Origin of the sequence: Pseudonocardia hydrocarbonoxydans (assembly GCF_006539565.1) — a bacterium.
GTDB lineage: Bacteria > Actinomycetota > Actinomycetes > Mycobacteriales > Pseudonocardiaceae > Pseudonocardia > Pseudonocardia hydrocarbonoxydans.
Genome location: NZ_BJNG01000036.1, coordinates 1 through 26,444, shown reverse-complemented (window position 1 = coordinate 26,444; position 26,444 = coordinate 1). Strand labels below are relative to the sequence as shown.

The 26,444-nt window shown below is 75.7% G+C and carries 34 protein-coding genes; 14 read left to right on the top strand and 20 right to left on the bottom strand.

The window, feature by feature from the left end:
* Positions 1-4 precede the first annotated feature (4 nt).
* Genes PHY01_RS19420 through PHY01_RS19405 form a run of 4 tightly spaced genes read right to left on the bottom strand, consistent with a single transcriptional unit; the run spans position 5 to position 5,227 of the window.
* Complete coding sequence (locus PHY01_RS19420) at positions 5-976, bottom strand: aldo/keto reductase (protein ID WP_141280454.1); 972 nt, start codon at positions 974-976, stop codon at positions 5-7.
* Positions 976-1,590: a cob(I)yrinic acid a,c-diamide adenosyltransferase gene (cobO, locus tag PHY01_RS19415; protein WP_141280453.1), complete on the bottom strand. Its 615-nt coding sequence runs from the start codon at positions 1,588-1,590 to the stop codon at positions 976-978. Before cobO ends, PHY01_RS19420 begins: the two co-directional genes overlap by 1 nt.
* The gene (locus tag PHY01_RS19410) at positions 1,590-3,725 is read right to left on the bottom strand and encodes a putative cobaltochelatase (protein WP_141280452.1); all 2,136 of its coding nucleotides are present in this window, start codon (positions 3,723-3,725) and stop codon (positions 1,590-1,592) included. The genes cobO and PHY01_RS19410 overlap by 1 nt, the downstream gene beginning before the upstream one ends.
* Positions 3,722-5,227, bottom strand: a complete 1,506-nt coding sequence (locus tag PHY01_RS19405; RefSeq protein WP_141280451.1) for a cobyric acid synthase — start codon at positions 5,225-5,227, stop codon at positions 3,722-3,724. Before PHY01_RS19405 ends, PHY01_RS19410 begins: the two co-directional genes overlap by 4 nt.
* 18 nt (positions 5,228-5,245) lie before the next feature.
* On the opposite strand from PHY01_RS19405, the gene PHY01_RS19400 reads away from it, so the two are divergent.
* On the top strand, positions 5,246-6,040 hold the full coding sequence (locus PHY01_RS19400; protein WP_141280450.1) for an SURF1 family cytochrome oxidase biogenesis protein: 795 nt from the start codon (positions 5,246-5,248) through the stop codon (positions 6,038-6,040).
* On the opposite strand, the gene PHY01_RS19395 is transcribed toward PHY01_RS19400, so the two are convergent.
* Positions 5,940-7,031 (bottom strand): cobalamin biosynthesis protein, encoded by a 1,092-nt coding sequence (locus PHY01_RS19395; protein ID WP_141280449.1) that lies wholly within the window; start codon positions 7,029-7,031, stop codon positions 5,940-5,942. The two genes, PHY01_RS19400 and PHY01_RS19395, sit on opposite strands and share 101 nt — an antisense overlap.
* Positions 7,032-7,088: 57 nt before the next feature.
* On the opposite strand from PHY01_RS19395, the gene PHY01_RS19390 reads away from it, so the two are divergent.
* Entirely contained in the window at positions 7,089-7,727 is a 639-nt protein-coding gene (locus tag PHY01_RS19390; protein ID WP_141280448.1) for a flavin reductase family protein, read from the top strand.
* On the opposite strand, the gene PHY01_RS19385 is transcribed toward PHY01_RS19390, so the two are convergent.
* Complete coding sequence (locus PHY01_RS19385) at positions 7,706-7,930, bottom strand: hypothetical protein (RefSeq protein WP_141280447.1); 225 nt, start codon at positions 7,928-7,930, stop codon at positions 7,706-7,708. The genes PHY01_RS19390 and PHY01_RS19385 overlap by 22 nt on opposite strands.
* 124 nt (positions 7,931-8,054) lie before the next feature.
* Positions 8,055-9,743: an AMP-binding protein gene (locus tag PHY01_RS19380; RefSeq protein ID WP_141280446.1), complete on the bottom strand. Its 1,689-nt coding sequence runs from the start codon at positions 9,741-9,743 to the stop codon at positions 8,055-8,057.
* A gap of 154 nt (positions 9,744-9,897) precedes the next feature.
* Here PHY01_RS19380 and PHY01_RS19375 point away from each other — a divergent pair, with 154 nt between their 5' ends.
* Together PHY01_RS19375 and PHY01_RS19370 are read left to right on the top strand one after the other, a co-directional pair.
* Positions 9,898-10,308 (top strand): hypothetical protein, encoded by a 411-nt coding sequence (locus PHY01_RS19375; RefSeq protein WP_141280445.1) that lies wholly within the window; start codon positions 9,898-9,900, stop codon positions 10,306-10,308.
* A 127-nt stretch (positions 10,309-10,435) separates the two neighbouring features.
* Complete coding sequence (locus PHY01_RS19370; protein WP_141280444.1) at positions 10,436-10,849, top strand: SsgA family sporulation/cell division regulator; 414 nt, start codon at positions 10,436-10,438, stop codon at positions 10,847-10,849.
* A 1-nt stretch (position 10,850) separates the two neighbouring features.
* Here PHY01_RS19370 and PHY01_RS19365 read toward each other — a convergent pair whose 3' ends face one another.
* Both PHY01_RS19365 and PHY01_RS26640 read right to left on the bottom strand, forming a co-directional pair.
* Entirely contained in the window at positions 10,851-11,237 is a 387-nt protein-coding gene (locus PHY01_RS19365; protein ID WP_141280443.1) for a DUF5313 family protein, read from the bottom strand.
* A 50-nt stretch (positions 11,238-11,287) separates the two neighbouring features.
* The gene (locus PHY01_RS26640) at positions 11,288-11,851 is read right to left on the bottom strand and encodes a DUF5709 domain-containing protein (protein ID WP_170183890.1); all 564 of its coding nucleotides are present in this window, start codon (positions 11,849-11,851) and stop codon (positions 11,288-11,290) included.
* Positions 11,852-11,934: 83 nt separating this feature from the next.
* On the opposite strand from PHY01_RS26640, the gene PHY01_RS19355 reads away from it, so the two are divergent.
* Positions 11,935-12,471: a TetR/AcrR family transcriptional regulator gene (locus PHY01_RS19355; RefSeq protein ID WP_141280442.1), complete on the top strand. Its 537-nt coding sequence runs from the start codon at positions 11,935-11,937 to the stop codon at positions 12,469-12,471.
* 61 nt (positions 12,472-12,532) lie between these two features.
* Positions 12,533-13,720, top strand: coding sequence for a cytochrome P450 (locus PHY01_RS19350; protein WP_141280441.1), 1,188 nt, complete (start codon positions 12,533-12,535; stop codon positions 13,718-13,720).
* Here the strand turns inward: PHY01_RS19350 and PHY01_RS19345 are convergent.
* Both PHY01_RS19345 and PHY01_RS19340 read right to left on the bottom strand, forming a co-directional pair.
* Positions 13,710-14,633, bottom strand: coding sequence for an SDR family NAD(P)-dependent oxidoreductase (locus PHY01_RS19345; protein WP_141280440.1), 924 nt, complete (start codon positions 14,631-14,633; stop codon positions 13,710-13,712). The two genes, PHY01_RS19350 and PHY01_RS19345, sit on opposite strands and share 11 nt — an antisense overlap.
* A 14-nt stretch (positions 14,634-14,647) precedes the next feature.
* Complete coding sequence (locus PHY01_RS19340) at positions 14,648-15,394, bottom strand: DUF1990 family protein (protein WP_246086014.1); 747 nt, start codon at positions 15,392-15,394, stop codon at positions 14,648-14,650.
* Between the two features lies 1 nt (position 15,395).
* On the opposite strand from PHY01_RS19340, the gene PHY01_RS19335 reads away from it, so the two are divergent.
* Complete coding sequence (locus PHY01_RS19335) at positions 15,396-16,151, top strand: DUF1990 family protein (RefSeq protein ID WP_141280439.1); 756 nt, start codon at positions 15,396-15,398, stop codon at positions 16,149-16,151.
* A gap of 78 nt (positions 16,152-16,229) precedes the next feature.
* Here PHY01_RS19335 and PHY01_RS19330 read toward each other — a convergent pair whose 3' ends face one another.
* From PHY01_RS19330 to PHY01_RS19315, 4 genes are read right to left on the bottom strand one after another with little or no spacing between them, the layout of a single operon-like run.
* Entirely contained in the window at positions 16,230-17,270 is a 1,041-nt protein-coding gene (locus tag PHY01_RS19330) for an LLM class flavin-dependent oxidoreductase (RefSeq protein ID WP_141280438.1), read from the bottom strand.
* Entirely contained in the window at positions 17,267-17,761 is a 495-nt protein-coding gene (locus tag PHY01_RS19325; RefSeq protein ID WP_141280437.1) for an SRPBCC family protein, read from the bottom strand. The genes PHY01_RS19330 and PHY01_RS19325 overlap by 4 nt, the downstream gene beginning before the upstream one ends.
* A gap of 55 nt (positions 17,762-17,816) precedes the next feature.
* Positions 17,817-18,776, bottom strand: a complete 960-nt coding sequence (locus PHY01_RS19320; protein ID WP_141280436.1) for an Lrp/AsnC family transcriptional regulator — start codon at positions 18,774-18,776, stop codon at positions 17,817-17,819.
* Positions 18,777-18,832: 56 nt separating this feature from the next.
* The gene (locus PHY01_RS19315; protein ID WP_141280435.1) at positions 18,833-19,318 is read right to left on the bottom strand and encodes an SRPBCC family protein; all 486 of its coding nucleotides are present in this window, start codon (positions 19,316-19,318) and stop codon (positions 18,833-18,835) included.
* A gap of 118 nt (positions 19,319-19,436) precedes the next feature.
* Here PHY01_RS19315 and PHY01_RS19310 point away from each other — a divergent pair, with 118 nt between their 5' ends.
* Both PHY01_RS19310 and PHY01_RS19305 read left to right on the top strand, forming a co-directional pair.
* Positions 19,437-20,051 (top strand): superoxide dismutase, encoded by a 615-nt coding sequence (locus PHY01_RS19310; protein ID WP_141280434.1) that lies wholly within the window; start codon positions 19,437-19,439, stop codon positions 20,049-20,051.
* Positions 20,052-20,061: 10 nt separating this feature from the next.
* Complete coding sequence (locus PHY01_RS19305) at positions 20,062-20,958, top strand: ribonuclease Z (protein WP_141280433.1); 897 nt, start codon at positions 20,062-20,064, stop codon at positions 20,956-20,958.
* On the opposite strand, the gene PHY01_RS19300 is transcribed toward PHY01_RS19305, so the two are convergent.
* On the bottom strand, positions 20,959-21,249 hold the full coding sequence (locus PHY01_RS19300) for a hypothetical protein (protein ID WP_141280432.1): 291 nt from the start codon (positions 21,247-21,249) through the stop codon (positions 20,959-20,961).
* A gap of 138 nt (positions 21,250-21,387) precedes the next feature.
* On the opposite strand from PHY01_RS19300, the gene PHY01_RS19295 reads away from it, so the two are divergent.
* From PHY01_RS19295 to PHY01_RS19285, 3 genes are read left to right on the top strand one after another with little or no spacing between them, the layout of a single operon-like run.
* On the top strand, positions 21,388-21,885 hold the full coding sequence (locus tag PHY01_RS19295) for an SRPBCC family protein (RefSeq protein ID WP_141280431.1): 498 nt from the start codon (positions 21,388-21,390) through the stop codon (positions 21,883-21,885).
* The gene (locus tag PHY01_RS19290) at positions 21,885-22,322 is read left to right on the top strand and encodes an SRPBCC family protein (protein WP_141280430.1); all 438 of its coding nucleotides are present in this window, start codon (positions 21,885-21,887) and stop codon (positions 22,320-22,322) included. The genes PHY01_RS19295 and PHY01_RS19290 overlap by 1 nt, the downstream gene beginning before the upstream one ends.
* The gene (locus PHY01_RS19285) at positions 22,315-22,623 is read left to right on the top strand and encodes a DUF6457 domain-containing protein (RefSeq protein WP_141280429.1); all 309 of its coding nucleotides are present in this window, start codon (positions 22,315-22,317) and stop codon (positions 22,621-22,623) included. Before PHY01_RS19290 ends, PHY01_RS19285 begins: the two co-directional genes overlap by 8 nt.
* 6 nt (positions 22,624-22,629) lie before the next feature.
* Here the strand turns inward: PHY01_RS19285 and PHY01_RS19280 are convergent, their stop codons facing one another.
* Genes PHY01_RS19280 through PHY01_RS19265 form a run of 4 tightly spaced genes read right to left on the bottom strand, consistent with a single transcriptional unit; the run spans position 22,630 to position 24,848 of the window.
* Positions 22,630-22,962, bottom strand: coding sequence for a YnfA family protein (locus tag PHY01_RS19280; RefSeq protein ID WP_141280428.1), 333 nt, complete (start codon positions 22,960-22,962; stop codon positions 22,630-22,632).
* Positions 22,959-23,969 (bottom strand): iron-containing redox enzyme family protein, encoded by a 1,011-nt coding sequence (locus tag PHY01_RS19275; protein WP_141280427.1) that lies wholly within the window; start codon positions 23,967-23,969, stop codon positions 22,959-22,961. The genes PHY01_RS19280 and PHY01_RS19275 overlap by 4 nt, the downstream gene beginning before the upstream one ends.
* On the bottom strand, positions 23,969-24,166 hold the full coding sequence (locus PHY01_RS19270; protein ID WP_141280426.1) for a CDGSH iron-sulfur domain-containing protein: 198 nt from the start codon (positions 24,164-24,166) through the stop codon (positions 23,969-23,971). The genes PHY01_RS19275 and PHY01_RS19270 overlap by 1 nt, the downstream gene beginning before the upstream one ends.
* A complete protein-coding gene (locus PHY01_RS19265) occupies positions 24,156-24,848 on the bottom strand; it encodes a HemK2/MTQ2 family protein methyltransferase (protein WP_141280425.1) in 693 nt (230 codons plus the stop codon). Before PHY01_RS19265 ends, PHY01_RS19270 begins: the two co-directional genes overlap by 11 nt.
* A gap of 169 nt (positions 24,849-25,017) precedes the next feature.
* Between PHY01_RS19265 and PHY01_RS19260 the strand changes: the two genes are divergently transcribed.
* Together PHY01_RS19260 and PHY01_RS19255 are read left to right on the top strand one after the other, a co-directional pair.
* A complete protein-coding gene (locus PHY01_RS19260; RefSeq protein ID WP_141280424.1) occupies positions 25,018-25,704 on the top strand; it encodes a GAF and ANTAR domain-containing protein in 687 nt (228 codons plus the stop codon).
* A gap of 257 nt (positions 25,705-25,961) precedes the next feature.
* Positions 25,962-26,294 (top strand): hypothetical protein, encoded by a 333-nt coding sequence (locus PHY01_RS19255; RefSeq protein WP_170183888.1) that lies wholly within the window; start codon positions 25,962-25,964, stop codon positions 26,292-26,294.
* Positions 26,295-26,444: the final 150 nt, after the last annotated feature.

Here is a 26,444-nt window from a genome sequence, read left to right as displayed (position 1 = left end):
ACGGTCACGTGTGCCCGAGCACCGGGTGCGGCACGTACGGGGCCTCCAGCGCCGCGATCTCGTCGTCGCCCAGCTCCACGTCCACCGCGGCGACCGCGTCCTCGATGTGTCCCGCCCTCGTCGCTCCGACGATCGGCGCGGTGACGGTCTCGCGGTGCAGCATCCAGGCCAGCGCCACCCGCGCCATCGGCAGGTCGCGGGCCTTCGCCACCTCGGCGACGGCGCGCACCACGGCGTCGTCGGCCTCGCCGTACATGCGGTCGGCGATCGGGTCGCTGCCGGCGCGGGTGGTGGTGGCCTGCTCGGGCAGCCGCGTCAGCCGCCCGCGGGCCAGCGGGCTCCACGGGATCACCCCGACGCCCTGGTCGAGGCACAGCGGGTGCATCTCCCGCTCCTCCTCGCGGTAGATCAGGTTGTAGTGGTCCTGCATGGAGACGAACCGCGTCCAGCCGCCGAGGTCGGCGGTGTGCTGGGCCTTCGCGAACTGCCAGGCGTACATGCTCGACGCCCCGATGTAGCGGGCCTTCCCGGCGCGCACGACGTCGTGCAGCGCCTCCATCGTCTCCTCGATCGGGGTCCCGGGGTCCCACCGGTGGATCTGGTAGAGGTCGACGTGGTCGGTGCCCAGCCGGCGCAGCGACGCGTCGATCGAGGCGAGGACGTGCTTGCGCGACAGGCCGCCGGCGTTGGGGCGGTCGCTCATCGGCATGAACACCTTCGTGGCGAGCACGTAGTCCTCGCGGTCGGCGAAGCACTCGCGCAGCAGCGTGCCCGTCACCTCCTCGCTCGCGCCCAGCGAGTACATGTCGGCGGTGTCGAAGAAGGTGATCCCGGCGTCGACGGCGGCGCGCACCAGCGGGCGCGAGGCGTCGAGGTCGAGCACCCAGTCGCGCCAGTCCGGCGACCCGTAGCTCATCATCCCCAGGCAGATCCGCGAGACCTGCAACCCGGTGTTGCCCAACCTGATCTGCTGCATCACCACTCGATTCCCCGCTGGCCCTTCTGGCCGGCGTCCATCGGATGTTTGATCTTCGTCGTCTCCATGACGAGGTCGGCGGCGGCGATCAGCTCCGGCGCCGCGTCGCGCCCGGTGACGATCACGTGCTGGCGGCCCTGCCGCGCGGCCAGCACCTCGACGACCTCGTGCACGTCCACCCACCCCCACTTGAGCGGGTAGGTGAACTCGTCGAGGACGTAGACCTCGTGGGTCTGGGCCTCGATCCGCCGGCGGATCTCGCGCCAGCCCTCCAGCGCGTCGGCCGCGTGGTCGGCCTCGGTGCCGGGCTTGCGCGCCCAGCTCCAGCCCTCCCCCATCTTGTGCCACTCGACGGGCCCGCCCTCGCCCGTCTCGGCGTGGACGCGGTCCAGCGCCCGGAACGCCGCCTCCTCGCCGACCTTCCACTTCGCCGACTTGACGAACTGGAACACCCCGATCGACCAGCCCTGGCTCCACCCGCGCAGCGCCAGCCCGAACGCCGCGGTCGACTTGCCCTTCATCGTCCCCGTGTGGACGACGAGCAGCGGCCGGTTGCGGCGCTGGCGGGTCGTGAGCCCGTCGTCGGGGGTGTGCTCCACCCTGCCCTGCGGCATCAGGCCGCCCTCGCCGCGTGGACGACGCCGGTGACCCGGTCGGCGCTCAGCTCTCCGATGCCGACGAGCTCGCCCCCGGCGGCCGCCGCGATCCGGGCGGCGAGCCCGAGGCGGACCGGCCCGCTCTCGCAGTCGACGACGACGGTCGCGACGCCGTCGGCGGCGAGCAGGGCGGCGGCCCGGCACGCGTCGGCCACCGGGTCGCCGGACACGCCGACGGTCGCCCGCCCGTCGGTGAGCAGCACGAGCAGCGGGCGGCGACGCGGGTCGCGCAGGCGCTCGACGCGCAGCACCTCGCGGGCGCGCAGCAGGCCCTCGGCCAGCGGGGTGCGCCCGCCCGTCCGCATCCCGGCCATCCGGGCATGCGCCGCGGGCACGCTGGAGGTCGGCGGCAGCACCAGCTCGGCGCCGCCCGCGCGGAAGGTGACCAGGCCGACCTTGTCGCGGCGCTGGTAGGCGTCACGCAGCAGCGACAGCACCGCCCCCGACACCGCCGACATCCGCGTCCGGGCCGCCATCGAGCCCGACGCGTCGACGGCGAAGAGCACGAGGTTGCCCTCCCGCCCCTCCCGCACGGTGCGGCGCAGATCGGTGGGGCGCAGGACCAGGCCCGGTCCGCGGCGACCGCGGGAGCGCTGGTGCGGCGCGGCGGCGGCGAGGGTGGCGGCCAGGTGGACGTCCGCGGCGCGGGTGGGTGCCCCGGCGCCCGCGCGGACCACCCGCCCGGCGTCGGTGCGGGCACGCGAGCGCCGGCCCGGCGCGCCCTCGCCGACGCCCGGGACCTCGAGCCGGCGGGCCCGGAACGTCGCGGTGGCCGGCGGGGCGGGCGCGTCGGCGTGCGGGGAGCCGGGGCCCTCCCGCGCCGGCGCGAGCGGGCCGTTCGCCCGGTCCGGTCGGGTGACGGTGCCGTTCGCCCGGGCGGGATCCGGGCTCCCGCCCCCGTCGGGGCCGCCGCCCCCGGGGCCGTCGTCGTCGGGGCCGCCGTCGTCGGGGCCACCATCGCCGGGGCCGCCGTCCTCGGGGCCGCCGTCCTCGGGGCCACCGTCCTCGGGGCCACCATCGCCGGGGCCGCCATCGCCCGAGCCGCCGTTCCCGGGGTCGTCCTGGCCGGGGCCGTCCTGCCCGGCGGCGTCGCGCAGCGCGTCGTCGAGGGCGTTCTCGTCCATGCCGGGCTCGTCGAACGGGTCGCGACGGCGGCGGTGCGGCAGGGCCAGGCGGGCGGCGACGCGCACGTCCTGCTCCTCCACCGCCTCCGCCCCGCGCCACGCGGCGTGCGCCACCGCGGCGCGGGCGATGACCAGGTCGGCGCGCATCCCGTCGACGTCGAACGCGGCGCAGACCGCGGCGATGCGGCGCAGCTCGGCGTCGGGCAGCGCGACCGCGCCGACCCGGGCGCGCGCCGCGACGATCCGGGCCGCGGTCTCCGCCTCGGCGGCGCTCCACCCGGCGGCGAAGGCCGCCGGGTCGTCCTCGAACGCCATCCGCCGTCGCACGACCTCCACCCGGGTGCCGACCTCGCGCGACGCCCGCACCTCGACCGCGAGCCCGAAGCGGTCCAGCAGCTGCGGCCGCAGCTCGCCCTCCTCCGGGTTCATGGTCCCGACCAGCAGGAACCGCGCCGCGTGCGACACCGACACCCCGTCGCGCTCGACGTGCGCGCGGCCCATCGCGGCGGCGTCGAGGAGCAGGTCGACGAGGTGGTCGTGCAGCAGGTTGACCTCGTCGACGTAGAGCACGCCGCGGTGCGCGTCGGCGAGCAGGCCCGGCTGGTAGGCGCGGACGCCGTGGGACAGCGCGCGCTCCAGGTCCAGGGAGCCGACGAGCCGGTCCTCGGTGGCGCCGACGGGCAGCTCGACCAGGCGCGCGGGGCGGGTCTCCGCGGGCCCGCCGCCGTGCGGGCCGTCGGGGCAGCCGGGGTCCGGCGCCGACGGCGAGCAGCCGAAGCGGCACCCCGGCACCACGTCCAGCGCGGGGAGCAGCGCGGCCAGCGCACGCACGGCCGTCGACTTGGCGGTGCCCTTCTCCCCCCGCACGAGCACCCCGCCGACGCCCGGGTGCACGGCGTTGAGCAGCAGCGCGAGACGGAGGTCGTCGTGGCCGACGACGGCGGAGAACGGGAACTGCACCTGGGTCACGGACGGGACCCTGCCAGACCGGAGGTCACCGTCGGGAGGTCCGGGCCCGCACCGTGACTGATCACATGCTCAAGTGTGCAGGTGTCGACGTGCTGCTCGACGAGGTCGCCGAGCAGGTCGAGCTGGCGTTCGCGCTCGTCGGCGAAGCAGGTGTCGGGCGCCGCGACGAACCCCGCGCGGCCCACCCGCTCCAGCAGCCGGCGCCGGAAGCCGTCGTTCTCCAGCAGGCCGTGCCAGTGGGTGCCCCACACGTGTCCCCGCTCGGACCCCTCGGGGCCGACCAGCCCCGGGTCCCCGGACCGCACCACCCGCCCGTGGTGGATCTCGTACCCGCGCACCGGCTCGCCCCATGCGGTGCCGGTGGGGTTGCCCAGGTGCTTGTCGACGTCGAACTCGACCTCCAGGTCGAGCAGCCCCAGCCCGACGGCGTCGCCGGTCTCGACGCCGTGCGGGTCGGCGATCCGCCGCCCGAGCATCTGGTAGCCCCCGCAGATCCCGAGCACCGGGCGCCCGGCGCGGGCGTGCGCGGCGACGGCGTCGGCGAGCCCGGTGCGGCGCAGCCAGGCGAGGTCGGCGACGGTGGACTTCGAGCCGGGCAGCACGACCAGGTCGGCGTCGGCCAGCCGCGAGGCCTCGGTGACGTAGCGCACCGCGACACCCGGCTCGCAGGCCAGCGCCTCGGCGTCGGTGGCGTTGGAGATCCGCGGGAACCGGACGACCGCGACCCGCAGCCAGGCGTCGCCGTGCGGCGGGGCCGGACGGCCGAGCACGCCGTCGGAGACGACCGAGAGCGAGTCCTCGGCGTCGAGCCACAGCCCGTCGGCCCAGGGGACGACGCCGAGCGTCGGGCGTCCGGTGAGGGCGCGGAGCTGGTCGAGCCCTGGCGCGAGCAGCCCCGGGTCGCCGCGGAACTTGTTGATGACGAACCCGGCGATGCGGGCCTGGTCGGCGGCGTCGAGGACGGCGAGGGTGCCGAACAGGTGGGCGAGCACCCCGCCGCGGTCGATGTCGCCGACGACGACGACCGGCAGGTCGGCGGCCTGCGCCAGCCCCATGTTGGCGATGTCGGAGCCCCGCAGGTTGATCTCCGCGGGTGAGCCGGCGCCCTCGCAGACCACCACGTCGTAGCGGCGCCGCAGGTCGGTGAGGGTGTCGACGACGACGTCGAGCAGCGCGGCCTTGCGGTCGTAGTAGGACCGGGCGCTCACCGTCCCGTCGACCCGGCCCAGCACGACCACCTGGGAGCTGCGGTCGCTGCCCGGTTTGAGCAGCACCGGGTTGAACGCCGTGCTCGGCGCGAGCCCGCAGGCGTGGGCCTGCATCGCCTGGGCCCGGCCGATCTCGCCGCCGTCGGGGGTCACCACTGAGTTGTTGCTCATGTTCTGCGCCTTGAACGGCGCGACCCGCACCCCACGCCGGGCCAGCACCCGGCAGATCCCGGCGACGAGCGCGCTCTTGCCCGCGTCCGACGTCGTCCCGGCCACCAGCAGTCCTCCGCGCACGCCGACTACCGTAGGGGCGTGCGGTTCCTCCTGCGTCCGGGCTGGCTGGCCCTCGTCCTCGCGGTGCTCGCGTTCGTGGTGGCCTGCTACACGTTCCTGGCGCCGTGGCAGTTCGGCCGGGAGGCCGAGCGGGAGGCCCAGCAGCAGGCCATCGACGCCGCCTCCGCCACCCCGCCTGCCCCGATCGGCACGATCACCCCGTTCGGCGTCACCCCCGACGTCGAGTGGCGCCAGGCGCAGGTCACCGGCACCTACCTGCCCGACGACCAGGGCCTGGTCCGCCTCCGCGTCGTCGACGGCCGCCCCGCCGTCGAGGTCCTCACCCCGTTCCGCACCACCGACGGGCGCCTGCTGACGGTCGCGCGCGGCACCGTCGAGACCTCCAGCGGCTCGGTCACCCCCGAGATCGCGCCACCGCCCGCGGGCGAGGTGACGCTCACCGGGCGGCTGCGCGTCGACCAGACCGACCCCGAGGGCCGCGTGCTCGACGAGGCCGGGTTCCGGCAGCTCTACGTCGCCGACTCGCGCCTGCTCGCCACCGCCACCGGTCTCGCGCTCGAACCGGGGCGGCTGCAGCTCGCCGCGGGCGAGCCGGGCGTGCTCACCCCGCTGCCGGTGCTGCCCCCCAGCGGCGGCGCGCCGTTCACGAACCTGTCCTACGCCCTGCAGTGGATCACCTTCGGCATCATCGCCCTGGTCGCGCTCGGCTACTTCATCCGCCTGGAGCTGCTGCAGCGCCGCGGCCGGCCCGACCGCTCCGCCCTGCGCCGCGCCCTGTCCGGCGAGGACGACGAGGCCCCGCTCGCCCGCTGAGCGGTCGCCGCGGCGTCCGGGGGCCGTTCCGGGCGGCCACCGCGACCGCCAGCACCGCCGCCGCCGCCGCGCCCACCAGCCGGGACAGGCGGGCCGCGCGGTGCAGGTCGTCCGGGGTGGGCGGCGGGCCGGAGCCGAGTCGGGGCCGCTCCTCGACCCCGTGCGCGTACACCGTCCGTCCCCCGAGCCCGACGCCCAGCGCCCCGGCCGCGGCGGCCTCGACCGGTCCGGCGTTGGGCGACGGGTGCCCGCCCGCGTCCCGGCGCCAGGCGGCCACGGCGTCGGACGGCGAGCCCCCGACGGCGGGGGCCAGCACCGTGCACAGCGCCGCGCACACCCGGGCCGGGACGAGGTTCGCGGCGTCGTCGAGCCGGGCCGCGGCCCACCCGAACCGCCGGTACCGCGGCGACCGGTAGCCGACCATCGCGTCCAGCGTGTTGACGGCGCGGTACCCGAGCAGTCCGGGCACCCCGGCGACCGCGCCCCAGAACAGGGGGGCCACCACGGCGTCGGAGGTGTTCTCGGCCAGCGACTCCACCCCGGCCCGGGCCATCCCGGCGGCGTCGAGCGACTCCGGGTCGCGCCCGCACAGCGAGGGCAGCCGCCGCCGCGCCGCGGCCAGGTCCGGCCCCGGGCCCACCGGGCCCCGGTGGGCCGGCGACGGTCCGGCGCCCAGCTCCCGCGCCAGCGCCGCCCCGTGCCCGGCCAGCGACGCACCCCCGAGGACCGCCCACGTCGCCGCCCCCGTCAGCGCGGCCCCGAGCACCGGACGCCGGCGCCCGGCGGTCTCGGCGAGCAGCCCGAGCCCGGCCGCGGCCCCCACCAGCAGCGCGGTGTACCCGGCCCCGGCGAGGCGGCCGTCGGCGTAGACCCGGCGCTCCAGTGCCGCGGCGACGGTGCCGAACCCGGCGACGGGGTGGCCGCGGCGCGGGTCGCCGAACGCGGCGTCGGCCAGGACCCCCAGCAGCAGCCCGGCTGCGCGCGATCTCACGCCGCGAACCTACGACGGGCCGCGCGGCGCCGCGGCGTCCGGGGCATGATCGCGGGCATGCGCACCGACCTGGACCCGACCGAGCTGGGCGCCGGGCCCTTCTACCGCCTGTTGACCTCCGTGGTCGTGCCCCGCCCGATCGCCTGGGTGAGCACGCGCTCGGCCGCGGGCGTCGACAACCTGGCCCCGCACTCGTTCTTCACCGTCGCCTGCGTCGACCCGCCGATGGTCCAGTTCACCAGCGTGGGGGTGAAGGACTCGCTGACCAACGCGCGCGAGACCGGCGAGTTCGTCGTGTGCCTGGCGACCGAGCCGCTGTTCGAGCAGGTCAACGCCACCGGCACGGACTTCCCGGCGGGCGTCAGCGAGTTCGCCGCGGTGGGGCTGACGGCCGAGCCGAGCGAGCGGGTGGCACCGCCGCGGGTGGCGGAGTCACCGGTGGCGCTGGAGTGCCGCCTGGAGCAGGCCCTGACGCTCGGGGACTCGACCGTCGTCATCGGCCGGGTCGTGCACGCCTCGGTGCGCACCGACGTGTTCGACGGCGACCCGCACGACGGCGGCCTGCCCCGGATCGACCGGCTGCGCCCGCTGGCCCGCCTCGGCCGCGACGAGTGGTCGACCGTCGGCGAGCTCCTGGAGATCACCCGCATCCGCTACCGGGACTGGCCCGGGCACTACTCGGCACCCACCGCCTGACCGAGCTGCAGGTCGTAGAGCCGCTCGGCCTCCGCGGCCACCCGGTGCAGGTTGCACGGCCACTTCTCCCCCGAGCCGCTGGAGTGCCGGCACGAGGTGCAGCGGCCCAGCCGGTCGGGCACGTGGGCGGCGAGCAGCCGCCGCCACACGTGCGGCATCGCGGCCATCTCGCCGGCCAGCCCGGACTTCTGGGTCACGTCCACGAGTCCCCCTCGTCGCCGCCGGTTCCGGTGGCGCCGGGCGTTCGCCCCGCGTACCGGAACCGTTTCAGTGGTCGTGTCCCATGGTGTCGTGCCCGACGGGTTCCCGCTCCCGCGGGTACCCGTACTAGAGGGTGAACTCGCCGGGTGGGGTCGCGCCGTCCTGGGCGTGCAGCTCGCCCTCGCGCCCGCGCAGCTCGACGCGGCGGATCTTGCCCGAGATCGTCTTGGGCAGCTCGAAGAACTCCAGGCGCCGGATCCGCTTGTAGGGGGCCAGGTACTCGCGGGCGAACTGCAGGATGTCCCGCGCGGTCTCCTCGGTGGGCTCGTAGCCCGCGGCCAGCACCACGTAGGCCTTCGGGACGGCGAGCCGGACGGGGTCGGGCGACGGCACGATCGCCGCCTCCGCCACCGCCGGGTGCTCGATGAGCACGCTCTCCAGCTCGAACGGCGAGATCCGGTAGTCCGAGGCCTTGAACACGTCGTCGGCGCGCCCGACGTAGGTGATGTAGCCGTCCGCGTCGCGGGAGCCGACGTCGCCGGTGTGGTAGTACCCGCCGGCCATCGCCTCGGCGTTGCGCTCCGGGTCACCGGCGTAGCCGACCATCAGCCCGAGCGGGCGCCGCGCCAGGTCGATGCAGATCTCGCCCTCCTCGACGCCCGCCTCGCCGGTGGCCGGGTCGACCAGGACGATCGGGTAGCCGGGGATCGGGCGCCCCATCGAGCCGGGCTTGACGGTCTGCCCGGGCGGGTTGCCGATCTGCACGGTCGACTCGGTCTGCCCGAACCCGTCGCGGATCCGGACGCCCCACGCCTTCTCGATCTGCTCGATCACCTCGGGGTTGAGGGGCTCCCCCGCGCCGACGACCTTCTGCGGCGGGTTCGCCAGGCCCGAGAGGTCGGCCTGGATGAGCATGCGCCACACGGTGGGCGGGGCGCAGAAGCTGTCGACGCCGCAGCGGTCGAGCACGTCGAGCACGCTCTGGGCGTCGAACTTCGCGTAGTTCATGACGAGCACGCAGGACTCGGCGATCCACGGCGCGAACACGTTGCTCCACGCGTGCTTGGCCCAGCCCGGCGAGGAGATGTTGAGGTGGACGTCGCCGGGCTCCAGCCCGATCCAGTACATCGTGGACAGGTGCCCGACGGGGTAGCTGGCGTGGGTGTGCTCGACGAGCTTGGGCTTCGCGGTGGTGCCGGAGGTGAAGTAGAGCAGCAGCGTGTCGCTGCCCCGGGTCACCCCGTCCGGGGTGAATTCGGCGGGCGCGTCCGCGGCGGCGGCGTAGTCGAGCCAGCCCTCGGGTGCGCCGCGCACGGCGATCCGCGTGTAGTCGCCCTCGACGTCGTCGAACTTGGCCGCGTCCGCCCCGCCCACCACGACGTGCCGGGCCGCGCCGCGGTCGAGCCGGTCGCGCAGGTCCGACGCCGTGAGCAGCGTCGTGGCCGGGATGACGACGGCGCCCAGCTTCATGGCTGCGAGCATGGTCTCCCAGAGCTCGACCTGGTTGCCGAGCATGAGGATGATCCGGTCGCCGCGGGCCACGCCCTGGGCGCGCAGCCAGTTGGCCACCCGGTTCGACCGCTCCGAGAGCTCCGCGAAGGTCCAGTGCGCCTCCGACCCGTCGCCCTCGACGATCCACAGCGCCCGCTGCGCCCCGCGCTGCGGGTCGGCCGCGACGGCGTCGATGTGGTCGAGCGCGAAGTTGAACTCGTCGATCTCCGGCCAGGCGAAGTCGCGGTAGGCCGTGTCGTAGTCGGTCCGGTGCTCCTGCAGGAACGCGCGCGCCGCGTAGAAGGCCTCTGCCGACCCGGTCATCTGCTCACCTCGTGAAGTAGCCGCTCTGCCGGTGACGAACCCTAGGTGATCGGCGGACGCGGCCGCTCCCCGTCCCACCGGAGGGCCGGGGCCACCCGGACGCGCCGCGCGGACGCCGGCGGCCGGGACGGCCCGCCGGGCTAGCGTCCGGCCCGTGATCCTGCGCCGCATCCTCGTGACGTCGGTGGCCGCCTGCGCCCTGCTGGCCGGCTGCGGCTCCCCCACCGGCCCCGCCCCGTCGACCTCCCCGCCCGCACCGCCCGCCCCCTCCGGAGCCCCGGCGGCCGCGGTGGAACTGCCGTGGCCCGCCCGCAGCGACGCGGAGGCCGCCGGCCTCCAGGAGGCCGCCGACGGCGGGGCGCAGCCGTGGCTGCTCGACCCCGCCGAGGTCGCGCGCTCCTACGCCGCCGCGGCGCTGGGCTGGACCGACGCCACGGCGACCGCGTCGGACGGCTCCGTCGAGGTCACCGGGCCCGGCGGGGCGCGCCACGTCCTGACCGTCGAGCAGCCCGGCCGCACCGACGCCGGCGGCATCTGGGTGGTCACCGCCGACACCCCGGCGTGACGGACGGCGACCGGCTCACTTGTTCGGGTGAACAGCGGCCGGAAGTGAAGCGTCGGCGGCCCGACCGGCGATCTGTTCGTTGACACCGTCGCAGCAGCGGCGGACACCCGGACCCCAGGGGGCCACCATGGACGCCATCGACACGGTCTCGCAGGACATGTTCACCGTGCTCCACGGCCAGCCCGCTCCCGTCGTGACGCGCTGGAGCTACGACGCCGCCGACCCGTTCGCCGTCACCCTCGCCGTCCGGACCAGGGCCGACCGCTGGGTCGAGTGGCTGGTCGCGCGCGACCTGGTGCGCGACGCGCTGGACGAGGCCACCGGAGAGGGCGACATCCGGATGAGCCCGCAGACGGTGCAGGGCTACGACATCGTCGAGATCGAGATCCGCTCCACCGACGGCCGCGCCGTCCTGGAGGTCGACCGCGACCTGCTGCGGCACTTCGTCGAGGCCACCGACGAGCTGGTCGCGTTCGGTGACGAGGAGGGCCGGATGGACCTGGACGTGGAGATCGCCAAGCTCACCGCCGACGCCGAGTAGGTCAGCGGTAGCGCTCCTCGTAGCGCCGCGCCGCGGCCTCCCGCTCGGGGGCCGTACGCCGCTCCCGCTCCGCCTCGGCCCGGCCCGGCTCCCAGCCCGCCTTGACCGAACGGTGCTCGGTCGTCAGATGGACGAACGACGCCGCGTAGATCAGCCCCACCAGCGCCCCGCCGAGCACGGCCACCAGCCGGACCCACAGCTCCCCGGGCACCACCAGCACCAGCACGATGCCGAAGGGCACCACCTGCACGACCGAGCGCGCCAGCTGCCGCAGCGCCCACGTCCGCGTCGAGACGTCGTGCAGCACCCAGTCGCGGTACCGGGTGGGCAGCCCGCCGCCCATGGCGTACCAGAGCCACCACAGCGGACCGGGCCGGCGCATCGTCATGACCCCATCGTCCTCCTCCGCGCGGCCCGGCGCCGTGACGCGGGCGGGAATCACAGACCGGTGGACGGGCCCGCGTCCGTGCGCCCCGACGCCCCGACGGCGGACCCGTCCACGGCGTCATCGAGCGTGGCCGCGGCGTCGTCGAGCGTGGCCGCGGCGTCGCGGGTGGCCTCGCGCCGGACCCTCGCGTCCTCGGCGTCGGCGATCTCGGCGTCCACCTCGGGGTCGACGAGCGACGGGTCGGCCGCGACCGACGGCTCGCCGTCGACCCGGGTGTCGGCCGCGACGTCGTGCACCGCCGCCTCCTCCGCGGACGCCGCGCCGCCGTCGACGCCGACGTCGGTGGCGGCCGTGTCGTCGCCCCCGGCCGCGGCGGTCAGCCGCCCGGTGCGGTCGGCCTGGGCGTCGGCGGAGTCCTCGGGACGCTCCGCGGCGAGGCGCTCGTCGAGGGTCTCGTGGGCGTCGTCGTCGAGGGCGTAGGGACGGTCCGGCGGCACGTACCCGGCGTCGAGGGCGTCGGGGCCGCCCGCGGCGCCCTCGAGGGTCTCGGCGTTGTCGAGCTGCACCGCGGCGCCCAGGTCGGGGGCGGCGGACTGGTCGTCGAAATCGGGCATGCGGGTGCCTACCCCGGGGAGCCGTGGCCCACACGCGGCACCGGTGTGGTCTGATCGGCCGACCCGACGACTGCGAGCCGCCGATGACGTCCGCCCCGCGCCCCCGTGACGCCGCCGCCACCCGCGGAGCCCTGCTCCGCGCCGCGCGCGAGCTGTTCGCCGAGCGCGGCTACGACGGCACGACCGTGCGCGGCGTGGCCGACCGGGCCGGGGTGAACCAGGCGCTGCTGTTCCGCTACTTCGGCAACAAGGAGGCGCTGTTCGCCGAGGCCGTCACCGAGCAGGCGCTGGCCCCGCTGTCGGAGGGCCCGCCGGAGACGTTGCTGGAGCGGATCCTCGCGACGATGTTCGACGACGCCCCCGGCTCGGCGATGTTCTTCGCCGTGCTGCGCTCGGAGGGGCGGGCGGCCGAGGCCGTGCGCACCGAGCTGGGCACCGCCTACCGGGCCGCGTTCGCCGCCCTCGCGGGCACCGCCGACCCCGTCGAGGCCGAGCTGCGCGCCTCGCTGCTGCTCGCCTGGCTGCTCGGGCTGAGCCAGACCCGCGCGGAGATCGGCGCCTCGGACGCGGCCGTCGTCGCCCACGTCCTGCGGGGGGCCCGCGCGCTGCTCGACGGTTGACCCACCGGCCCCACATGGTTAGCGTTGCGTAGTAAGCGACTGCTTACTACGGGGGTGCGAGATGACCACGACCTACCCGTTCGCCGAGCCCGACGGCCTGACGTTCGACCCGCGCTACGCGCGCCTGCGGCGCGAGGAGCCGCTCGCCCGCGTCGCCCTGCCCTACGGCGGCGAGGCCTGGCTGGCCACCCGCCTCGACGACGTCCGCACCGTGCTGGCCGACCCGCGGTTCAGCCGCGCGGCGACCGTCGGGGCCGACGTGCCGCGCGTGCGTCCCGAGATCGACCACGAGCCGGCGTCGATCCTCAACATGGACGCCCCCGAGCACACCCGGTTGCGCAAGCTCGTGGCCAGGGCGTTCACCGTGCGCCGGGTCGAGGCGCTGCGCCCGCGGGCGGCCGCGCTCACCGCGGAGCTGCTCGACGGCATGCGCGCCGCGGGGCCCCCGGCCGACCTGGTGGCGCACCTGTCGGTCCCGCTGCCCGTCACCATCATCTGCGAGCTGCTCGGGGTGCCGGTGGCCGACCGCGACGTCTTCCGCGCCGGGGCCGACGCCGCGCTGTCCACGACCGGCATGTCGCCCGCGCAGCGCACGCGGGCCCGCGACGCGCTGCTCGCCTACATGGCCGGGCTCGTCGCCCGCCGCCGGGAGGAGCCGACCGACGACCTGCTCGGCGCGCTGGTCGTCGCCCGCGACGACGGCGACGCGCTCAGCGAGCGCGAGCTGGTCGGGCTCGGCGTCGGCATCCTCGTCGCCGGGCACGAGACCACCATGAACATGATCGGCAACATCGTGTTCGCGCTGCTCACCCGCCCCGACCGCGGGGAGGCGCTGCGGTCCGGGCCCGGTGCCGTGGCCCGCGGGGTCGAGGAGCTGCTGCGCTACCTGCCCCTCGGCGCGTCCGCGGGGTTCCCGCGGATCGCGACCGAGGACGTCGAGCTGGCCGGGGGCACGGTGCGCGCGGGCGACGCCGTGGTGGTGTCGGTCGCCGCGGCCAACCGCGACCCCGAGGCGTTCGAGAACCCCGACACGCTCGTGCTCGACCGCGCCGAGAACCGCCACGTCGCGTTCGGGCACGGGCTGCACCACTGCCTGGGCGCCCAGCTGGCCCGCATGGAGCTGCAGGAGGCGGTCGGCTCGCTGCTCGCCGCGTTCCCCGACCTGCGCCTGGCCGTCGACCCCGCCGACGTGCCGTGGCGCACGGGCGCGCTGGTCCGCGGGCCGGAGGAGCTGCTGCTCAGCTGGTGAGCGCCTCGACGCGGGCCCACAGGGCGTCACGGTCCGCGGGGGTCTCCCGCGTCCAGGGCACGTAGTGCTCCGGGCGCGGGCGGCGGTCGTGCCAGAACCGCCCGGTCCCCGCGACGGCGGCGGGGGCCGCGGCCAGCCAGACGGCGGTGTCGGCGCCCTGCTCCGCGGTGCGCAGCACCGGGCCGAGCAACCGACCGAAGGCGGGCAGCGACTCGGCCAGCCCCGGGGTGTCGGCCCAGCCGGGGTGCACGGCGTGGGAGTCCAGCTCGCGCGCCCAGAGCCCGGACAGCACCACCTGCATCCGCTTGGTGCGGGCGTAGGCGGTGGTGCCGTCGTAGGGCACCGGCTCGTCGGCCCTCAGCCGCTGGGCGTACATGCCGCCCGAGGAGATCCACAGCACCCGGCCGCCCCGCTCGCGCAGGGCCCCGGCGAGCCGCCGGGTGAGCAGGTGCGGTCCCAGGACGTGCGTGGCGAGGCACAGCTCGTGGCCCTGCGGGGTCACCGTCCGCGCGGGCGGCAGCACGCCGGCGTTGTGCACCAGCAGGTCGGGGCGGGCGGCGGCGAGCACGTCGGCGGCGCGGCGCACGTCGTCGAGGTCGGCGACGTCGCACCGGGTGAGGTGCAGGTCGGCCCCGGGCACGGCGGCCTCGACCCGGTCGCGGGCGGCCGCGCCGCGTCCCTCGTCGCGCACGACCAGGTGCACGGTGGCGCCCAGGCGCGCCAGCCCGGTGACGGTGGCGAGCCCCAGCCCGCCGCCCCCGCCCGTGACCAGTGCGACGCGCCCGGCCAGGGCACCGGGCGCCGGGTCGGCCCGCGGACCGGACCACGTCGCCGAGCGGGCGAGGTAGCCCAGCCGCGAGTAGCCGGGGACGACGGTGCGGTCGAGCAGGGTGTCCAGAGCGGTGGCGAGCACGGCCCCAGCCTTCCCTAGACCCCCGGCGGGAGCGCGTCGAGTGCCGCTCCGTCGACGACGCGGGTCGCCGCCGTCACCCCGTCGCGCGGCGTGCCGCCGACCAGCTCGGCCACCGCGGTGCAGGTGCGCGCCCACACCATCAGCTGGATCTCCTTGGCCAGCGGCAGCCGGTTGTAGAGCAGGTGGGCCGCCAGGTCACCGGGGCGGGCCCAGGACTCGATCTCGAACGACAGCGCGCCGTCGGGGCGGACCGCGGCCCGGAACTCGATCTGGCCCGCCTCCAGGTGCCCCTCCAGCGTGGCGAACCGGAACGACGACGGGGTCACCGCGATGACGCGCACCGGCCCGTCCCAGGGAGCGGGCATCCGGATCAGCCACTCGTCGCGCAGCCGCATCGGCCCGTCGGCACCCACGCTGCGCTGGAACACCGCGGCGTCGGGGACCGCGCAGTTCGGGTCGCGCGACAGCTCGGCCATCAGCACCTCCGGACCGCGGTCGGCGCCGTCGACGACCACGGAGTAGCGGCGGTGCAGCAGCGCCCCCGTCCCGTCGGCCACGTACTGGACGTCGGCGGCGCGGACCTCCGGCGGCACGGGGGCGGGCAGGTCCCCGGCGTCGCCCGCGGCCTCGGTGCGGGTCAGCGGGGGGCCGTAGCCGGGGATCCGGTAGGCCAGGACCCGGGCGATACCGAGTGGCCAGCGCAGCAGATGGTCGACGCGGTGCAGGTGGGTGCCGGGCGCGGGCCGGCCGAGTAGGAACACGATGTACGGGGTACCCGTTCCGCGTGAGATCCACCGGAGCCCCGCGCTGAACGCCCCCGACCTCGCGGCCGTCGTCGACGACCTGGCCACCCGCTCCGTGAACTACGACGAGGCACTCGCACCCCCGCACGTCACCGACGGCTGGCACCAGGACCGCTGGACGGTGGTGCTGGGGCACGAGGCCCCCGGCGAACCCGAGCCCGACGGGATCGTCGCGGCCGCCGACGCGCTGGTGAACGGCTACGAGTTCACCGACCCCGCACTGCTGCGCGCGGCCTACCGCCACCCGGCCGACGTGGTGGGCCGCGACATGCTGCTGCAGGGCAGGTTCGCGATGTTCCGGTTCCACATGGGCGTGCGCATCACCGCCGAGCTCGACGAGGTGCGGGCGGGCGCCGACGGTCCGGAGCGCGTCGTCGGGTGGGCGTACCAGACCCTGGACGGGCACCTGGAACAGGGCCGGTTGACCTACGAGATCGTCAAGGACCTGACGACGGGCCGCGTCGAGTTCCGCATCGACGCCTACTCGCGGCGGTCCGAGATCCGCAACCCGCTCTTCCGCGCCGGGTTCTCGATGTTCGGCCGGCACACCCAGCTCCGCTTCTACCGGGCCGCGCTGGCGCGCCTGGCCGACCGCCTCCCGCACCCGCCCGACCCGCCCGCCCCCGACGCCGACGGCCTGGTCCGGGTGCCCACCGGCGCCCCGCCGGACCGCGCGACGTGGGCCGAGATCCACGTGGTGCACCCCGGCCGCTGACCCCACGAGTCCCCCGTCCCACGCGCGCGAGTCCCCCGTCCCCCGCGCGCGAGTCCCCCGTCCCGGGTCGCGGACCGGTCAGAGCGCCCGCACCAGGTCGACGGCCCGGCCGAGGGTCTCCAGGCGGGCGTCGAGGGTGTCGCCCGCGGGGTAGAGCCGCACCGTGGTGACGCCGGCGTCGCGCCACGCCGCGAGCCGGGCGCGCACGCCGTCCTCGGTGCCGATCAGCGTGGTGCCGAGCACCATCTCCTCGTCGACGGCCGCGGCGGCGCCCGCGCGGTCACCGGCCAGCCACAGCGCACGGACGCGGTCGGCCCGCTCCCCCCACCCCTGCCGGCGGTAGGCGTCGAAGTAGAAGTTCGACGTCGCCGTGCCCATGCCGCCGAGGCTGAAGGCCAGGCCGGGGCGCCGGGCGTCGACCATCGCGGCCAGCTCGCGCTCGTCGGCGGCGAAGGCCACCTCCGCGCCCTGGCAGAGGTCGAGGTCGGCGAGGGTCCGGCCGGCCGCGGCGGCCCCGGCGCGCAGCGGGTCGAGGTAGGCGGCGGCGCCCTCGGGCACGAAGCTGGTGCCCAGCCACCCGTCGGCGACCTCCCCGGTGAGCTCCAGCATCCGCGGCGACAGCGTGGCGAGGTAGATCGGGATGTCCGGGTTCGGCGCCGTGGAGGTGCGCATCGGGCGCCCGTCGCCGCCGGGCAGCGGGATGCGGACGTGTCGCCCGTCGTGGGCCACCCGCTCCCCCGCGAACACCGACCGGATCACCGCGACGGTCTCGCGGGTGCGCCCCAGCGGGTGCGCGAACGGGACGCCGTGCAGCCCCTCGATCACCTGCGGCCCGGAGCTGCCCAGGCCCAGGACGAACCGGCCGCCGGACATGTCGGCCAGCGTCAGCGCGGTCTGCGCGAGCAGCACGGGACTGCGCGTGCCGACCTGCACGACCCCGGACCCGAGCCCGATCCGCGACGTGCGCGCGGCGAGGTACCCCAGTGCGGACGGCGCGTCGGACCCCCACGCCTCGGCGACCCAGCACATGTCGAGGCCGATGCGCTCGGCCTCCACCACGAACTCGACGGTCTCGCGCCAGTCGCCGCCCGACGCCTCGACCGTCGTCGCGGTCCTCACCGGCGCTCGGCCCGCTCCTTGATCGCCACCAGGTTCGCGTCGATCCCGGCCTGCCATTCGCGCAGCCGCCCGGCGACGATCCGCTCCGCCTTCTCCGGCATCGCCGCGATCGCCGCGTCGAGGTTCGACGGTCCGGGGCCCATCCGCGCCCACTGGCGCAGCTCGGTGCCGCCGTCGCGGGCCGTGAGCTCGAAGCACCAGCTCGCGGTCGGGCGCTCCGGCAGCCCGACGTCCCAGCCGAACACCCGCGGCGCTTCGCAGGCGACGACGTGCGAGGTGGTGGTCCACTCGCCGACGGCCGGGTGCCGGCTGCGGCCCCGGAACCGGCATCCCACGGCCGGTTCGGCCACGTCGCCGAGCCAGGACACCTCCTGCAGCTCGGAGCTGATCGAGGCGATGAGGTGGATGTCGCTGACCAGCTCCCACACCCGCTCCGGCGGGGCGGCGACGTGCACGCGCCCCTCCACCACCGGCGTGTCCGCGTCCGTCATCCGCACTCCCCCGTGAGTTGGGTATCGCCGACGAACCTAGTAGCGGACGACCCCGTCAGTCCGGCGGGGTGAACAGGCCGCCGTCCTTGAGCGTGCCCACCACGACGGCGGTGTCGAGGGCGGTGACGCGGTCGAGCCAGGCGGCGTCGGTGGTGAGGTCGTGCAGGGCGTCGACCCCGGGGACGGCGACCTCCGCCAGCAGCGGGCGGTCACCGGTGACCCGGCACGCCCGCAGCACCCACGGCTCGCGGCGCAGCCCGGCGGCGACGGCCGCGACGTCACGCGGCGCGGCCGACGCCCGGAGCACGGCGCGCACCCCGAACCCGAGCCGGGCCGGGTCGACGACGACGCGGATGCGCAGCCGTCCGTCGCGGCGCAGCCGGTCGATCCGCCGCGGGACGGCGCTGCGCGAGAGCCCGGTGACCTCGGCCAGCTCGTCGTCGCCGCGCCGGGCGTCGAACTGCAGGGCGGTGAGCAGCATGCGGTCGGCCGGGCCCAGCGTCTTGACCTCGCCCAGCGGCGCGTCCCCCGGCGGGGGCAGGTGCTCGGTCAGCGCCTCGGACTCCTCGGGGCCCAGCAGTCCGGGCCGCCACTCGTCCTCGGTGCGGACGTGGCGCAGCACCGTGCTCGCGGCGGCCTCGACGAGCCCGGGCAAACGCGGCAGCTCGTCGCCGACCAGGCGCGCCAGGCGTTCGGGCGGGCAGCCGATCTCGGCGACCGCGCCGGCGGGTCCGGCCAGCAGGTGCACCCAGTGGGTGTCGGCGCGGCGGGCCAGCGCGAGGGCGGCCACCCGCTCCTGGCCCGGCCCGCAGCGCAGGTGCACCACGGTGCCGGCCTGCGGGGCGGGCACGCCGACGACCTGCACCCCGCCCTCGGCGAGGAGCGCGGGACCGTGCCGGGCCACGGCGCCCTCGGGCTCACCGAGGACCGCGGCGATCCGCTCCCACGGCGCGCGCCCGTCGACCTGCAGGGCTCCGACGATCCGCCGTTCGAGCGCGGCGAGGAGCCCGGCCACCACGCACCTCGCCTCCCGACAGCGGGGCGTCGGCGCCCGTTCACGTCCCGGCCAACCTACCGGGCCGGCACCCCGAGGTGGCGGAGCAGGTTGGCGGAGAACCGGTCGCCCATCCGCTGCATCGTCTCCTTCATCACCGCGGTGACGGCCGGGGCGGCCAGCCGCGGGAGCGGCAGCTCCACGCTCAGCCCGAGGCTGATGGCCAGCCGCGTGCCCCCGGGCTCGTCGGTCAGGACGTACCAGCCCTCGGCACCGGTGCTCTCCCGCACCCCGGGGGGCGGGGCGTGGGTGTAGTCGATGCGGTGGCCGTCGCCGTCACCGGCGTCGAAGGTCATCTTCTCGGTGAACACCGGGCTGATCCCGACCCCCAGCACCGAGAGGCCGACGAGGTGCCAGCGCCAGCTCGCGCCGTCGGTCTCGATCTTCTTCAGCAGCGGCGTGAGCCGCGGCAGCAGCACGGGATCGGTCAGTACCGCCCAGATCCGGGAACGCTCGGCCGCGACGACGGCCTCCGACTCAGTGGTCGCAGAGAAGCGGCTCATCCGGGCAGTCTGCTCACCCGGCCCGGACACCGCGACCCGGCGTGGCGGGTGCCACTGCGCGCATCCGCCCCTTACTGCAAGATGGCGGCACCGGAGAACTATGTGAAGGAGCAATTCTGTGGCCGATTACACGCTTCCCGACCTCCCCTACGACTACGGCGCACTGGCCCCGCACATCGCGGGCGAGATCATGGAGCTGCACCACTCGAAGCACCACCAGACCTACGTCAACGGCCTCAACGAGACCCTGGAGAAGCTGGCCGCCGCCCGTGGGAGCGGCGAGTTCGGCGCGATCGTGGGCCTGGAGAAGGCACTGGCGTTCCACCTCGGCGGGCACGTCAACCACTCGCTGTTCTGGACGAATCTCTCCCCCGACGGCGGCGGCAGGCCCACGGGCGACCTGGCGGCCGCGATCGACGACACCTTCGGCTCGTTCGAGGCCTTCCAGGCCCAGTTCACCGCCGCGTCGACCTCCATCCAGGGGTCCGGTTGGGGCGTGCTCGCCTACGACCCGCTCGGGCAGCGCCTGCACGTCCTGCAGCTGTGGGACCAGCAGGCCAACGTGCCGGTCGGCGTCGTGCCGATCGTCATGCTCGACATGTGGGAGCACGCGTTCTACCTGCAGTACAAGAACGTGAAGCCGGACTACGTCGCCGCCTGGTGGAACGTCGTGAACTGGGCCGACGCCGCGGAGCGGTTCGCCGCGGCGCGCGAGGTCCCCGGGCGTCGCTAGGGTGACCGCCGTGTCGGCGCGGGAGCTCGTGGTGCTGGGCACCGCCAGCCAGGCGCCGACACGGCACCGCAACCACAACGGCTACCTGCTGCGCTGGGACGGCCACGGCCTGCTGTTCGACCCGGGCGAGGGAACCCAGCGGCAGCTGACGCTGGCCGGGGTCGCGAGCAGCGCGATCACCCACGTCTGCCTGACGCACTTCCACGGCGACCACTGCCTGGGCCTGCCCGGCGTCCTGCAGCGCCTCTCGCTCGATCGCGTGACGCGCCCGGTGCACGCGCACTTCCCGGCGTCGGGACGGGTGTGGTTCGACCGGCTGCGCCACGCCACCCCGTTCCACGACACCCTCGACGTGCGCGAGCACCCGATCACCGCCGACGGGCCGGTCTGCGCCGACCCGTACCTGGAGGTGCGCCGGCTCGACCACCGCATCGAGTCCTACGGCTACCGGCTCGTCGAGCCCGACGGGCGCCGCATGCTGCCCGACCGGCTCGCCGCCGCGGGCGTGCACGGCCCGGCCGTCCGGGAGCTGCAGCGCACCGGGTCGCTCGGTCCGGTCACGCTCGAGGAGGTGAGCGAGCCGCGGCCGGGCCAGAAGGTGGCGTTCGTGATGGACACGCGCCTGTGCGACGGCGTGCACGCGCTCGCCGCGGGCGTCGACCTGCTCGTGATCGAGTCGACCTTCCTCGACGCCGACGCCGACCTGGCCGACGCCTACGGCCACCTCACCGCGGGCCAGGCCGGTGCGGTCGCGGCGCGGGCGGGGGTGCGCACGCTCGTGCTCACCCACTTCTCCCAGCGCTACCCCGACCCCGCCCGCTTCGGCGAGGAGGCCGCCGCGGTGTTCGACGGGGAGGTCGTGGTGGCGCACGACCTGCAGCGCGTGCCGGTGCCGCCACGCCGGTAGCTACCGGGTGAGCCGCCTGCGGTTGGCCACCACCCGCCGGTGGACGGGGGCCAGGACGGCGGCGGCGAACCGTGCGGTGTCGGCGGGCGGGGTGGTCACCGCCACCACGGCGGCCCGGGTGAACCCCTCGGCCTTCTCCTGCACCATCCGGCGGTACTCACGCCGCGCCCCCGGACTCGGCGGCCAGCCGCCGGTCACGACGCCCACGGTCCGGTACGCGATCACCACCGGTGCCGAACAGGCGATCTCCACGAGCTGCACCCACGGTCGCACCCATCCCGGTCCGGTCACCCCCGCACGGTAGGCCCCGCGGTGCGCGGACGGGTCGTGGGACCGGCGGCCGGCCGGCTCCCCACGCCGTCGGACCCGTCACATCGGTTCGGCGATGCACCGGGTTTGACGCGGTCGACACCCGGGCAACCGACCGTCATGAGCACTCATGTCACGCACAGCATCGACGCCTCCGTCCCGGTCCGCACCGCCTACGACCAGTGGACCCAGTTCGAGTCGTTCCCGCGGTTCATGGACGGGGTCGAGCGCATCGACCAGCTCACCGACACCCGCACCCACTGGGTGACCCGCATCGCCGGGGTCGAGCGCGAGTTCGACGCCGAGATCACCGAGCAGCACCCCGACGAGCGCATCGCCTGGACCACCGAGAACGGCACGCACCAGGCCGGCGTCGTCACCTTCCACCGCCTCGACGACACCACCACCCGCGTCACCCTGCAGCTCGACCACGAGCCCGAGGGCCTCGTCGAGAAGGCCGGGGACGCGCTGGGCGTCGTGCAGCGCCGGATCAAGGGCGACATGGAGAACTTCAAGCAGTTCATCGAGGCGGGCGGCACCGGCGGCAGCTGGCGCGGCGACGTCGACGCCGCCCCGCAGTCGGTCACCCCGCCGGCGCCGTCGAGCGGCACGGCCTGATGGTCCACGTCGTACGGACGTTCACCGTCACCGCCGACCCCCGCCGGGCCGTCGACTACCTCGCCGACTTCACCCATGCGCAGGACTGGGACCCAGGTACGCAGTCCTGCGTGCGCGTCGACCCCGGCCCGGTGCAGGTCGGCGCGACCTGGCACAACACCTCGAAGATCCTCGGTTCCACCACCGAGCTCGAGTACCGCCTGACCCACCTCGACGCCGAGCGCATCGAGCTGGTCGGGGAGAACAAGACCGCCACCGCCACCGACGTCATCACCGTCCGACCCGCGGCGGAGGGCTCCGAGATCACCTACGACGCGACGGTCGTCCTGCACGGCGTCGCGAAGCTCGGCAGCCCGTTGATGCAGCTGGAGTTCGAGAAGCTCGGCAACCAGACCGTCGACGGCATCCAACGCGAACTGGGAGCACCCCGTGCCTGAGACCGAGACCCGCACCGCCGAGTGGCTCACCGCCGCCCGCACCGAGCTGGGCCTGGAGGACGCCGCCGAGGGACAGCAGGCCCTCGACGCCGCGGCCGAGCTCGACGCGCTCGTCCGCACCAACGTCGACGGGGCCGTCGCGGCGCAGACGGTGTTCCTGCTCGGCCTGGCCGCCGGCCGCTCCGCCGAGCCCGCCGTGGCCGCGCACGACTTCACCGAGAAGCTCTCCGCGCTGGCCCGCAGCTACGACGCCGACACCGATCGCGCCGTCGCGCCGAACGACCAGGCCCAGCGCGCCTGAGAGGTGTCAGCCGGGGCGCGGTGCATACATGATCACCGCGACCCCGGCCAGGCACACCAACGCCCCGACCACGTCGTAACGGTCGGGGCGGTAGCCGTCCGCGACCATCCCCCAGGCCAGCGACCCGGCGACGAACACGCCCCCGTAGGCGGCCAGGATCCGGCCGAAGTGCGCGTCGGGCTGCAGGGTGGCGACGAAGCCGTAGGCGCCCAGTGCGATCACCCCGGCCCCGATCCAGATCCAGCCCCGGTTCTCGCGCACGCCCTGCCACACCAGCCAGGCCCCGCCGATCTCCAACAGCGCGGCGACGACGAACAGGCCGACGGAGCGGGCGATCACGCCCCGACGGTATCCCCCCGCAGGCTCGACGCGCCGCGGGACCAGCAGTCCAGCAGCCGCTCGCCGAGCCGGTCGCCCAGGTGCAGGTAGGCGCGGATGCCGAACACGACGTCGGCGGCCAGACCCGGCTCGGCGGCGAGCAGGGGGCCGAGCACGCCGCGACGGATGATCTGCTCGTGCACGGCGTCGGCCTCCACGTGCTCGTCGTAGAACGCGATCGCGGCCGGGCCGCAGCCCAGGCGCCGCATGGCCCGCACCAGGCGCTGCGAGCCGGGCGAGGACGTCAGCTCGACGGCGGCGAACTGGCCGACCAGCGCCCCGCGCAGGCTGCGCCGCAGCCCGCACATCGACATGAGGTTGACCTCGGCGAGCGTCTCGGCGGGCACCGAGTCGACGTAGTGCCCGTAGGAGTCGTCGAGCCCGAGCTCGCGCATCATGTCGGCGAACAGGCGGGCGTGCATGCGGTCGGGGTCGCCGCCGCCGTACTCGTCGTGCTCGACGGTGACCAGCGCGGCCTTCGCCGGCCCTGGCAGGCGCGGGATCACCCAGGCCTGCGGGTCGGCCTCCTTGAGGTGGTAGATCGAGCGGTGCACGACGTACTCGCGCAGCTGCCACAGCTCGCCGTCGCGGCGCAGGTGGTGGGAGACCCCGCCGACGTCCGGGCCCACCGGCTCGACGAGCAGCGCGTCGACCTCGGCCGCCACGTCCGCCCCCGCCTCGACGTCGGCCCGCAACGCGGCGAGGAACAGCCGCTCCAGGTCCCCGCGCACCGCGAGCAGGGCGGGGTCCCACTCCAGGTCGTCGTCGACGCCGTCGAAGCCGCGGTAGTGCAGCTCGTAGCAGCAGTGCAGCGCGAGCTGCACGTCGTCGCCGTACGGGTCGGCGCCGGAGACGTCGACGCGCACCGGGCCGCCGCGCAGCGCGTCGAGGACGGCGGCGGAGACCGGCCCCCGCGGCCGGGGCAACGACGGGGAGGTGACGGGCGGCGGCACGGTGGCGCTGAGCATCAGGAGTCCTCCCGGGTCCGGGTGCGGTGGCTGGTGTCACAGATCGGGTAGCGGCGGCTGCGCCGGCACAGGCACAGCGCGTTGACGGGGCGGTCGGCGGTGACGCGCCGCCCGTCGGGCAGGACGATCTCCACGGGCCCGGAGACCAGCACCGGCCCCTCCTCGGTCAGCACGACCTCGCGACGCTCAGCGGGCACGGCGGGCCTCCACGACGACCAGCTCCTCGACGCTCTCCCCCGGTGCGGCGAGCCCGCGGCGTTCCAGCAGGGCGGCCCGCTCGCGCATCACCGGGCCGTAGGGGACCGAGGTCCGCAGCACCACCGAGGCCGTCATCCCCGCGGCCGCGAGCCGTTCGACCGTGGCGCCCGGGCCGCTGACCGCGGAGTGCACCATCAGCAGCACCCCGTCGGCGGAGAGGTGGTCGGCCACGGCCGCGCAGATGCGGTCGACGACCAGCCGCCCGTCGACGCCCCCGTCCCAGCAGCGGGCGCTGCGGTGCCGGGGCAGGTCGTCGGTCTCGGCGGGGACGTAGGGCGGGTTGGCCACGACCAGGTCGAACCGGCGACCGGCGACCGGGGCGAAGAGGTCACCGCGCCGCACGGCGACCCGGGCCCCGTGCAGGGCGCAGTTCACCCGGGTGGCCAGCACCGAGCGCAGCGACAGATCGACCGCCGTGACCGACGCCGCCCCCGCCCGCGAGGCGGCCAGTGCGAGCGCGCCGGAGCCGGTCCCCACGTCGAGCACGTGACGGCCCGACGCGTGGCCGCCACGGCGGATCACCTCGGCGAGCACCGCCGAGTCGCTCTGCGCCCGGTAGACACCCGGCGGCCGGAACAGCCGGAGGTCGGGTCGTGGGCCGGGCCCGACGAGCGCGGTCATCGGACGTGCGGGCTTTGTGCGGGCACGACGGCTCCAAGGGTGACGTGCGGGAGGCGCCTGTCTGCACCTGTGGCGCCGCTGGGGCAGCGGGCCGGAACCCGACAGTAGGCCAGGTCGCGGACCCGTGCAGGGCACGCATACCGGATCCCGCAGCGGGTACCCACCGGCGGTGCTCACCGCTCCCCCGGGTCTGGACCGGGTCCGCGTCCCCCGCCCGCCGACGACGGAACCCACCGACCCGTCCAGCGCACTCGGGGCCATCCCCGCCCTCGCCGTGGCGTGCGTCCCCGGCGCATCCCACGCCGGCGTCGCCGTCGCCGGCACCGACCGGCACCTCGCCCCGGTGGCGGCGGCCGGGGCGGTGCCCCTCGGGCTCGACGAACTGCAGCGGCGCCTCGGCCACGGGCCCAGCCGCACCTCCGCCCACCGGCAGGTCACCGTCCACATCGACGACATGTCGGCCGACCACCGCTGGCCGGAGTTCCGCTCCGGGGCCCGCGCCGCGGGGGTGGGCGCGATGCTGTGCCTGCCGCTGCGCCTCGACGCCCGCCGGCCGGGGGCGCTGAGCCTGTACGCGACCGAGGCCGGTGCGTTCGACGACCGGGCCGCGAGCGTCGCCAGGGCGGTCGCCGCGCAGGCCGTGCTGGCGATGGCGGAGAGCCGCCGGGAGGAGCAGCTGCGGGAGGCGCTGGGGCGGCGGGACGTGATCGGGCAGGCGAAGGGGATCCTCATCGAGCGGCACCGGCTCACCGCCGACGCGGCGTTCTCCCGGCTCTCGGTGGCGTCGCAGGCGGCGAACGTGAAGCTGGTGGAGGTCGCCGAACACCTGGTGTGCACCGGGGAGCTCCCCGGCTGACCCCGGTGCGGCGGTGGACCGGTCGCGGCCGCCGGTCCCCGTCTGGGTGGCCGACGACGGTCTCCGGGACCGCGTGCCCGTCGTCGGCCCGGCACCGTCGTCGGCCCGGCACCGTTGTCGGCCCGGCACCGCCGTCGTGGACGGGCTACGGCTCGGTGATCGATGGGCCGGGGCCGTGTTCCGCGGAACGCTCGCACCGATCGCCTCCTCGGTGACCCGAGCCCGGCGTGCATCTCCGACTCCTCGCTGCCCGTGGAGTGCCCGATCAGGCCGACGTGCTCGTCGCCGTCGGCGCGCAGCGGCTGGGTGATCTGGTGGCCGGTGTCGGCCAGCGCCTCGACCGTGACCGGGTAGCCGTCGGGCCGGGCCGAGCTGCGGTACGGGTGGTCGGGCTGGCCGTGGCCGAGCGTGTTCAGCGCCAGGAAGGAGATGCCCGACTCCTGCAGGATCGAGGTCCGGCAGCCCTCCTGGCCCGCGGGCTCGTAGAGGAAGCCGCGCAGCGTGTAGGACGACCCGGGCCCGAGCTGGTGGGAGACCTCGAAGTCGATCGGGGTGGCCATGACGTCCTCGTCGGACTCCCGGCGCTGTAGTCCGACAGCTTGGGGCGCCTCCTCCCTCCCCCAGTACCCCACCGGCCGTTCAGATCCTTCCGTCTCCGCAGCTCAGATGGTGTATAGTCGAACATATGTTCGTTACTGATCTCGAACCGCCGCCGCCCGGGCCCACCCTCACCGACATCC

Bases quoted from the DNA above. Each gene is read 5' to 3' on its own strand.
- PHY01_RS19420 (WP_141280454.1), bottom strand. From the start codon at position 976: ATGCAGCAGATCAGGTTGGGCAACACCGGGTTGCAGGTCTCGCGGATC.
- cobO (WP_141280453.1), bottom strand. From the start codon at position 1,590: ATGCCGCAGGGCAGGGTGGAGCACACCCCCGACGACGGGCTCACGACC.
- PHY01_RS19390 (WP_141280448.1), top strand. From the start codon at position 7,089: ATGCGCACCGACCTGGACCCGACCGAGCTGGGCGCCGGGCCCTTCTAC.
- PHY01_RS19380 (WP_141280446.1), bottom strand. From the start codon at position 9,743: ATGACCGGGTCGGCAGAGGCCTTCTACGCGGCGCGCGCGTTCCTGCAG.
- PHY01_RS19370 (WP_141280444.1), top strand. From the start codon at position 10,436: ATGGACGCCATCGACACGGTCTCGCAGGACATGTTCACCGTGCTCCAC.
- PHY01_RS19365 (WP_141280443.1), bottom strand. From the start codon at position 11,237: ATGACGATGCGCCGGCCCGGTCCGCTGTGGTGGCTCTGGTACGCCATG.
- PHY01_RS26640 (WP_170183890.1), bottom strand. From the start codon at position 11,851: ATGCCCGATTTCGACGACCAGTCCGCCGCCCCCGACCTGGGCGCCGCG.
- PHY01_RS19355 (WP_141280442.1), top strand. From the start codon at position 11,935: ATGACGTCCGCCCCGCGCCCCCGTGACGCCGCCGCCACCCGCGGAGCC.
- PHY01_RS19350 (WP_141280441.1), top strand. From the start codon at position 12,533: ATGACCACGACCTACCCGTTCGCCGAGCCCGACGGCCTGACGTTCGAC.
- PHY01_RS19335 (WP_141280439.1), top strand. From the start codon at position 15,396: ATGTACGGGGTACCCGTTCCGCGTGAGATCCACCGGAGCCCCGCGCTG.
- PHY01_RS19325 (WP_141280437.1), bottom strand. From the start codon at position 17,761: ATGACGGACGCGGACACGCCGGTGGTGGAGGGGCGCGTGCACGTCGCC.
- PHY01_RS19315 (WP_141280435.1), bottom strand. From the start codon at position 19,318: ATGAGCCGCTTCTCTGCGACCACTGAGTCGGAGGCCGTCGTCGCGGCC.
- PHY01_RS19295 (WP_141280431.1), top strand. From the start codon at position 21,388: ATGAGCACTCATGTCACGCACAGCATCGACGCCTCCGTCCCGGTCCGC.
- PHY01_RS19290 (WP_141280430.1), top strand. From the start codon at position 21,885: ATGGTCCACGTCGTACGGACGTTCACCGTCACCGCCGACCCCCGCCGG.
- PHY01_RS19275 (WP_141280427.1), bottom strand. From the start codon at position 23,969: ATGCTCAGCGCCACCGTGCCGCCGCCCGTCACCTCCCCGTCGTTGCCC.
- PHY01_RS19265 (WP_141280425.1), bottom strand. From the start codon at position 24,848: ATGACCGCGCTCGTCGGGCCCGGCCCACGACCCGACCTCCGGCTGTTC.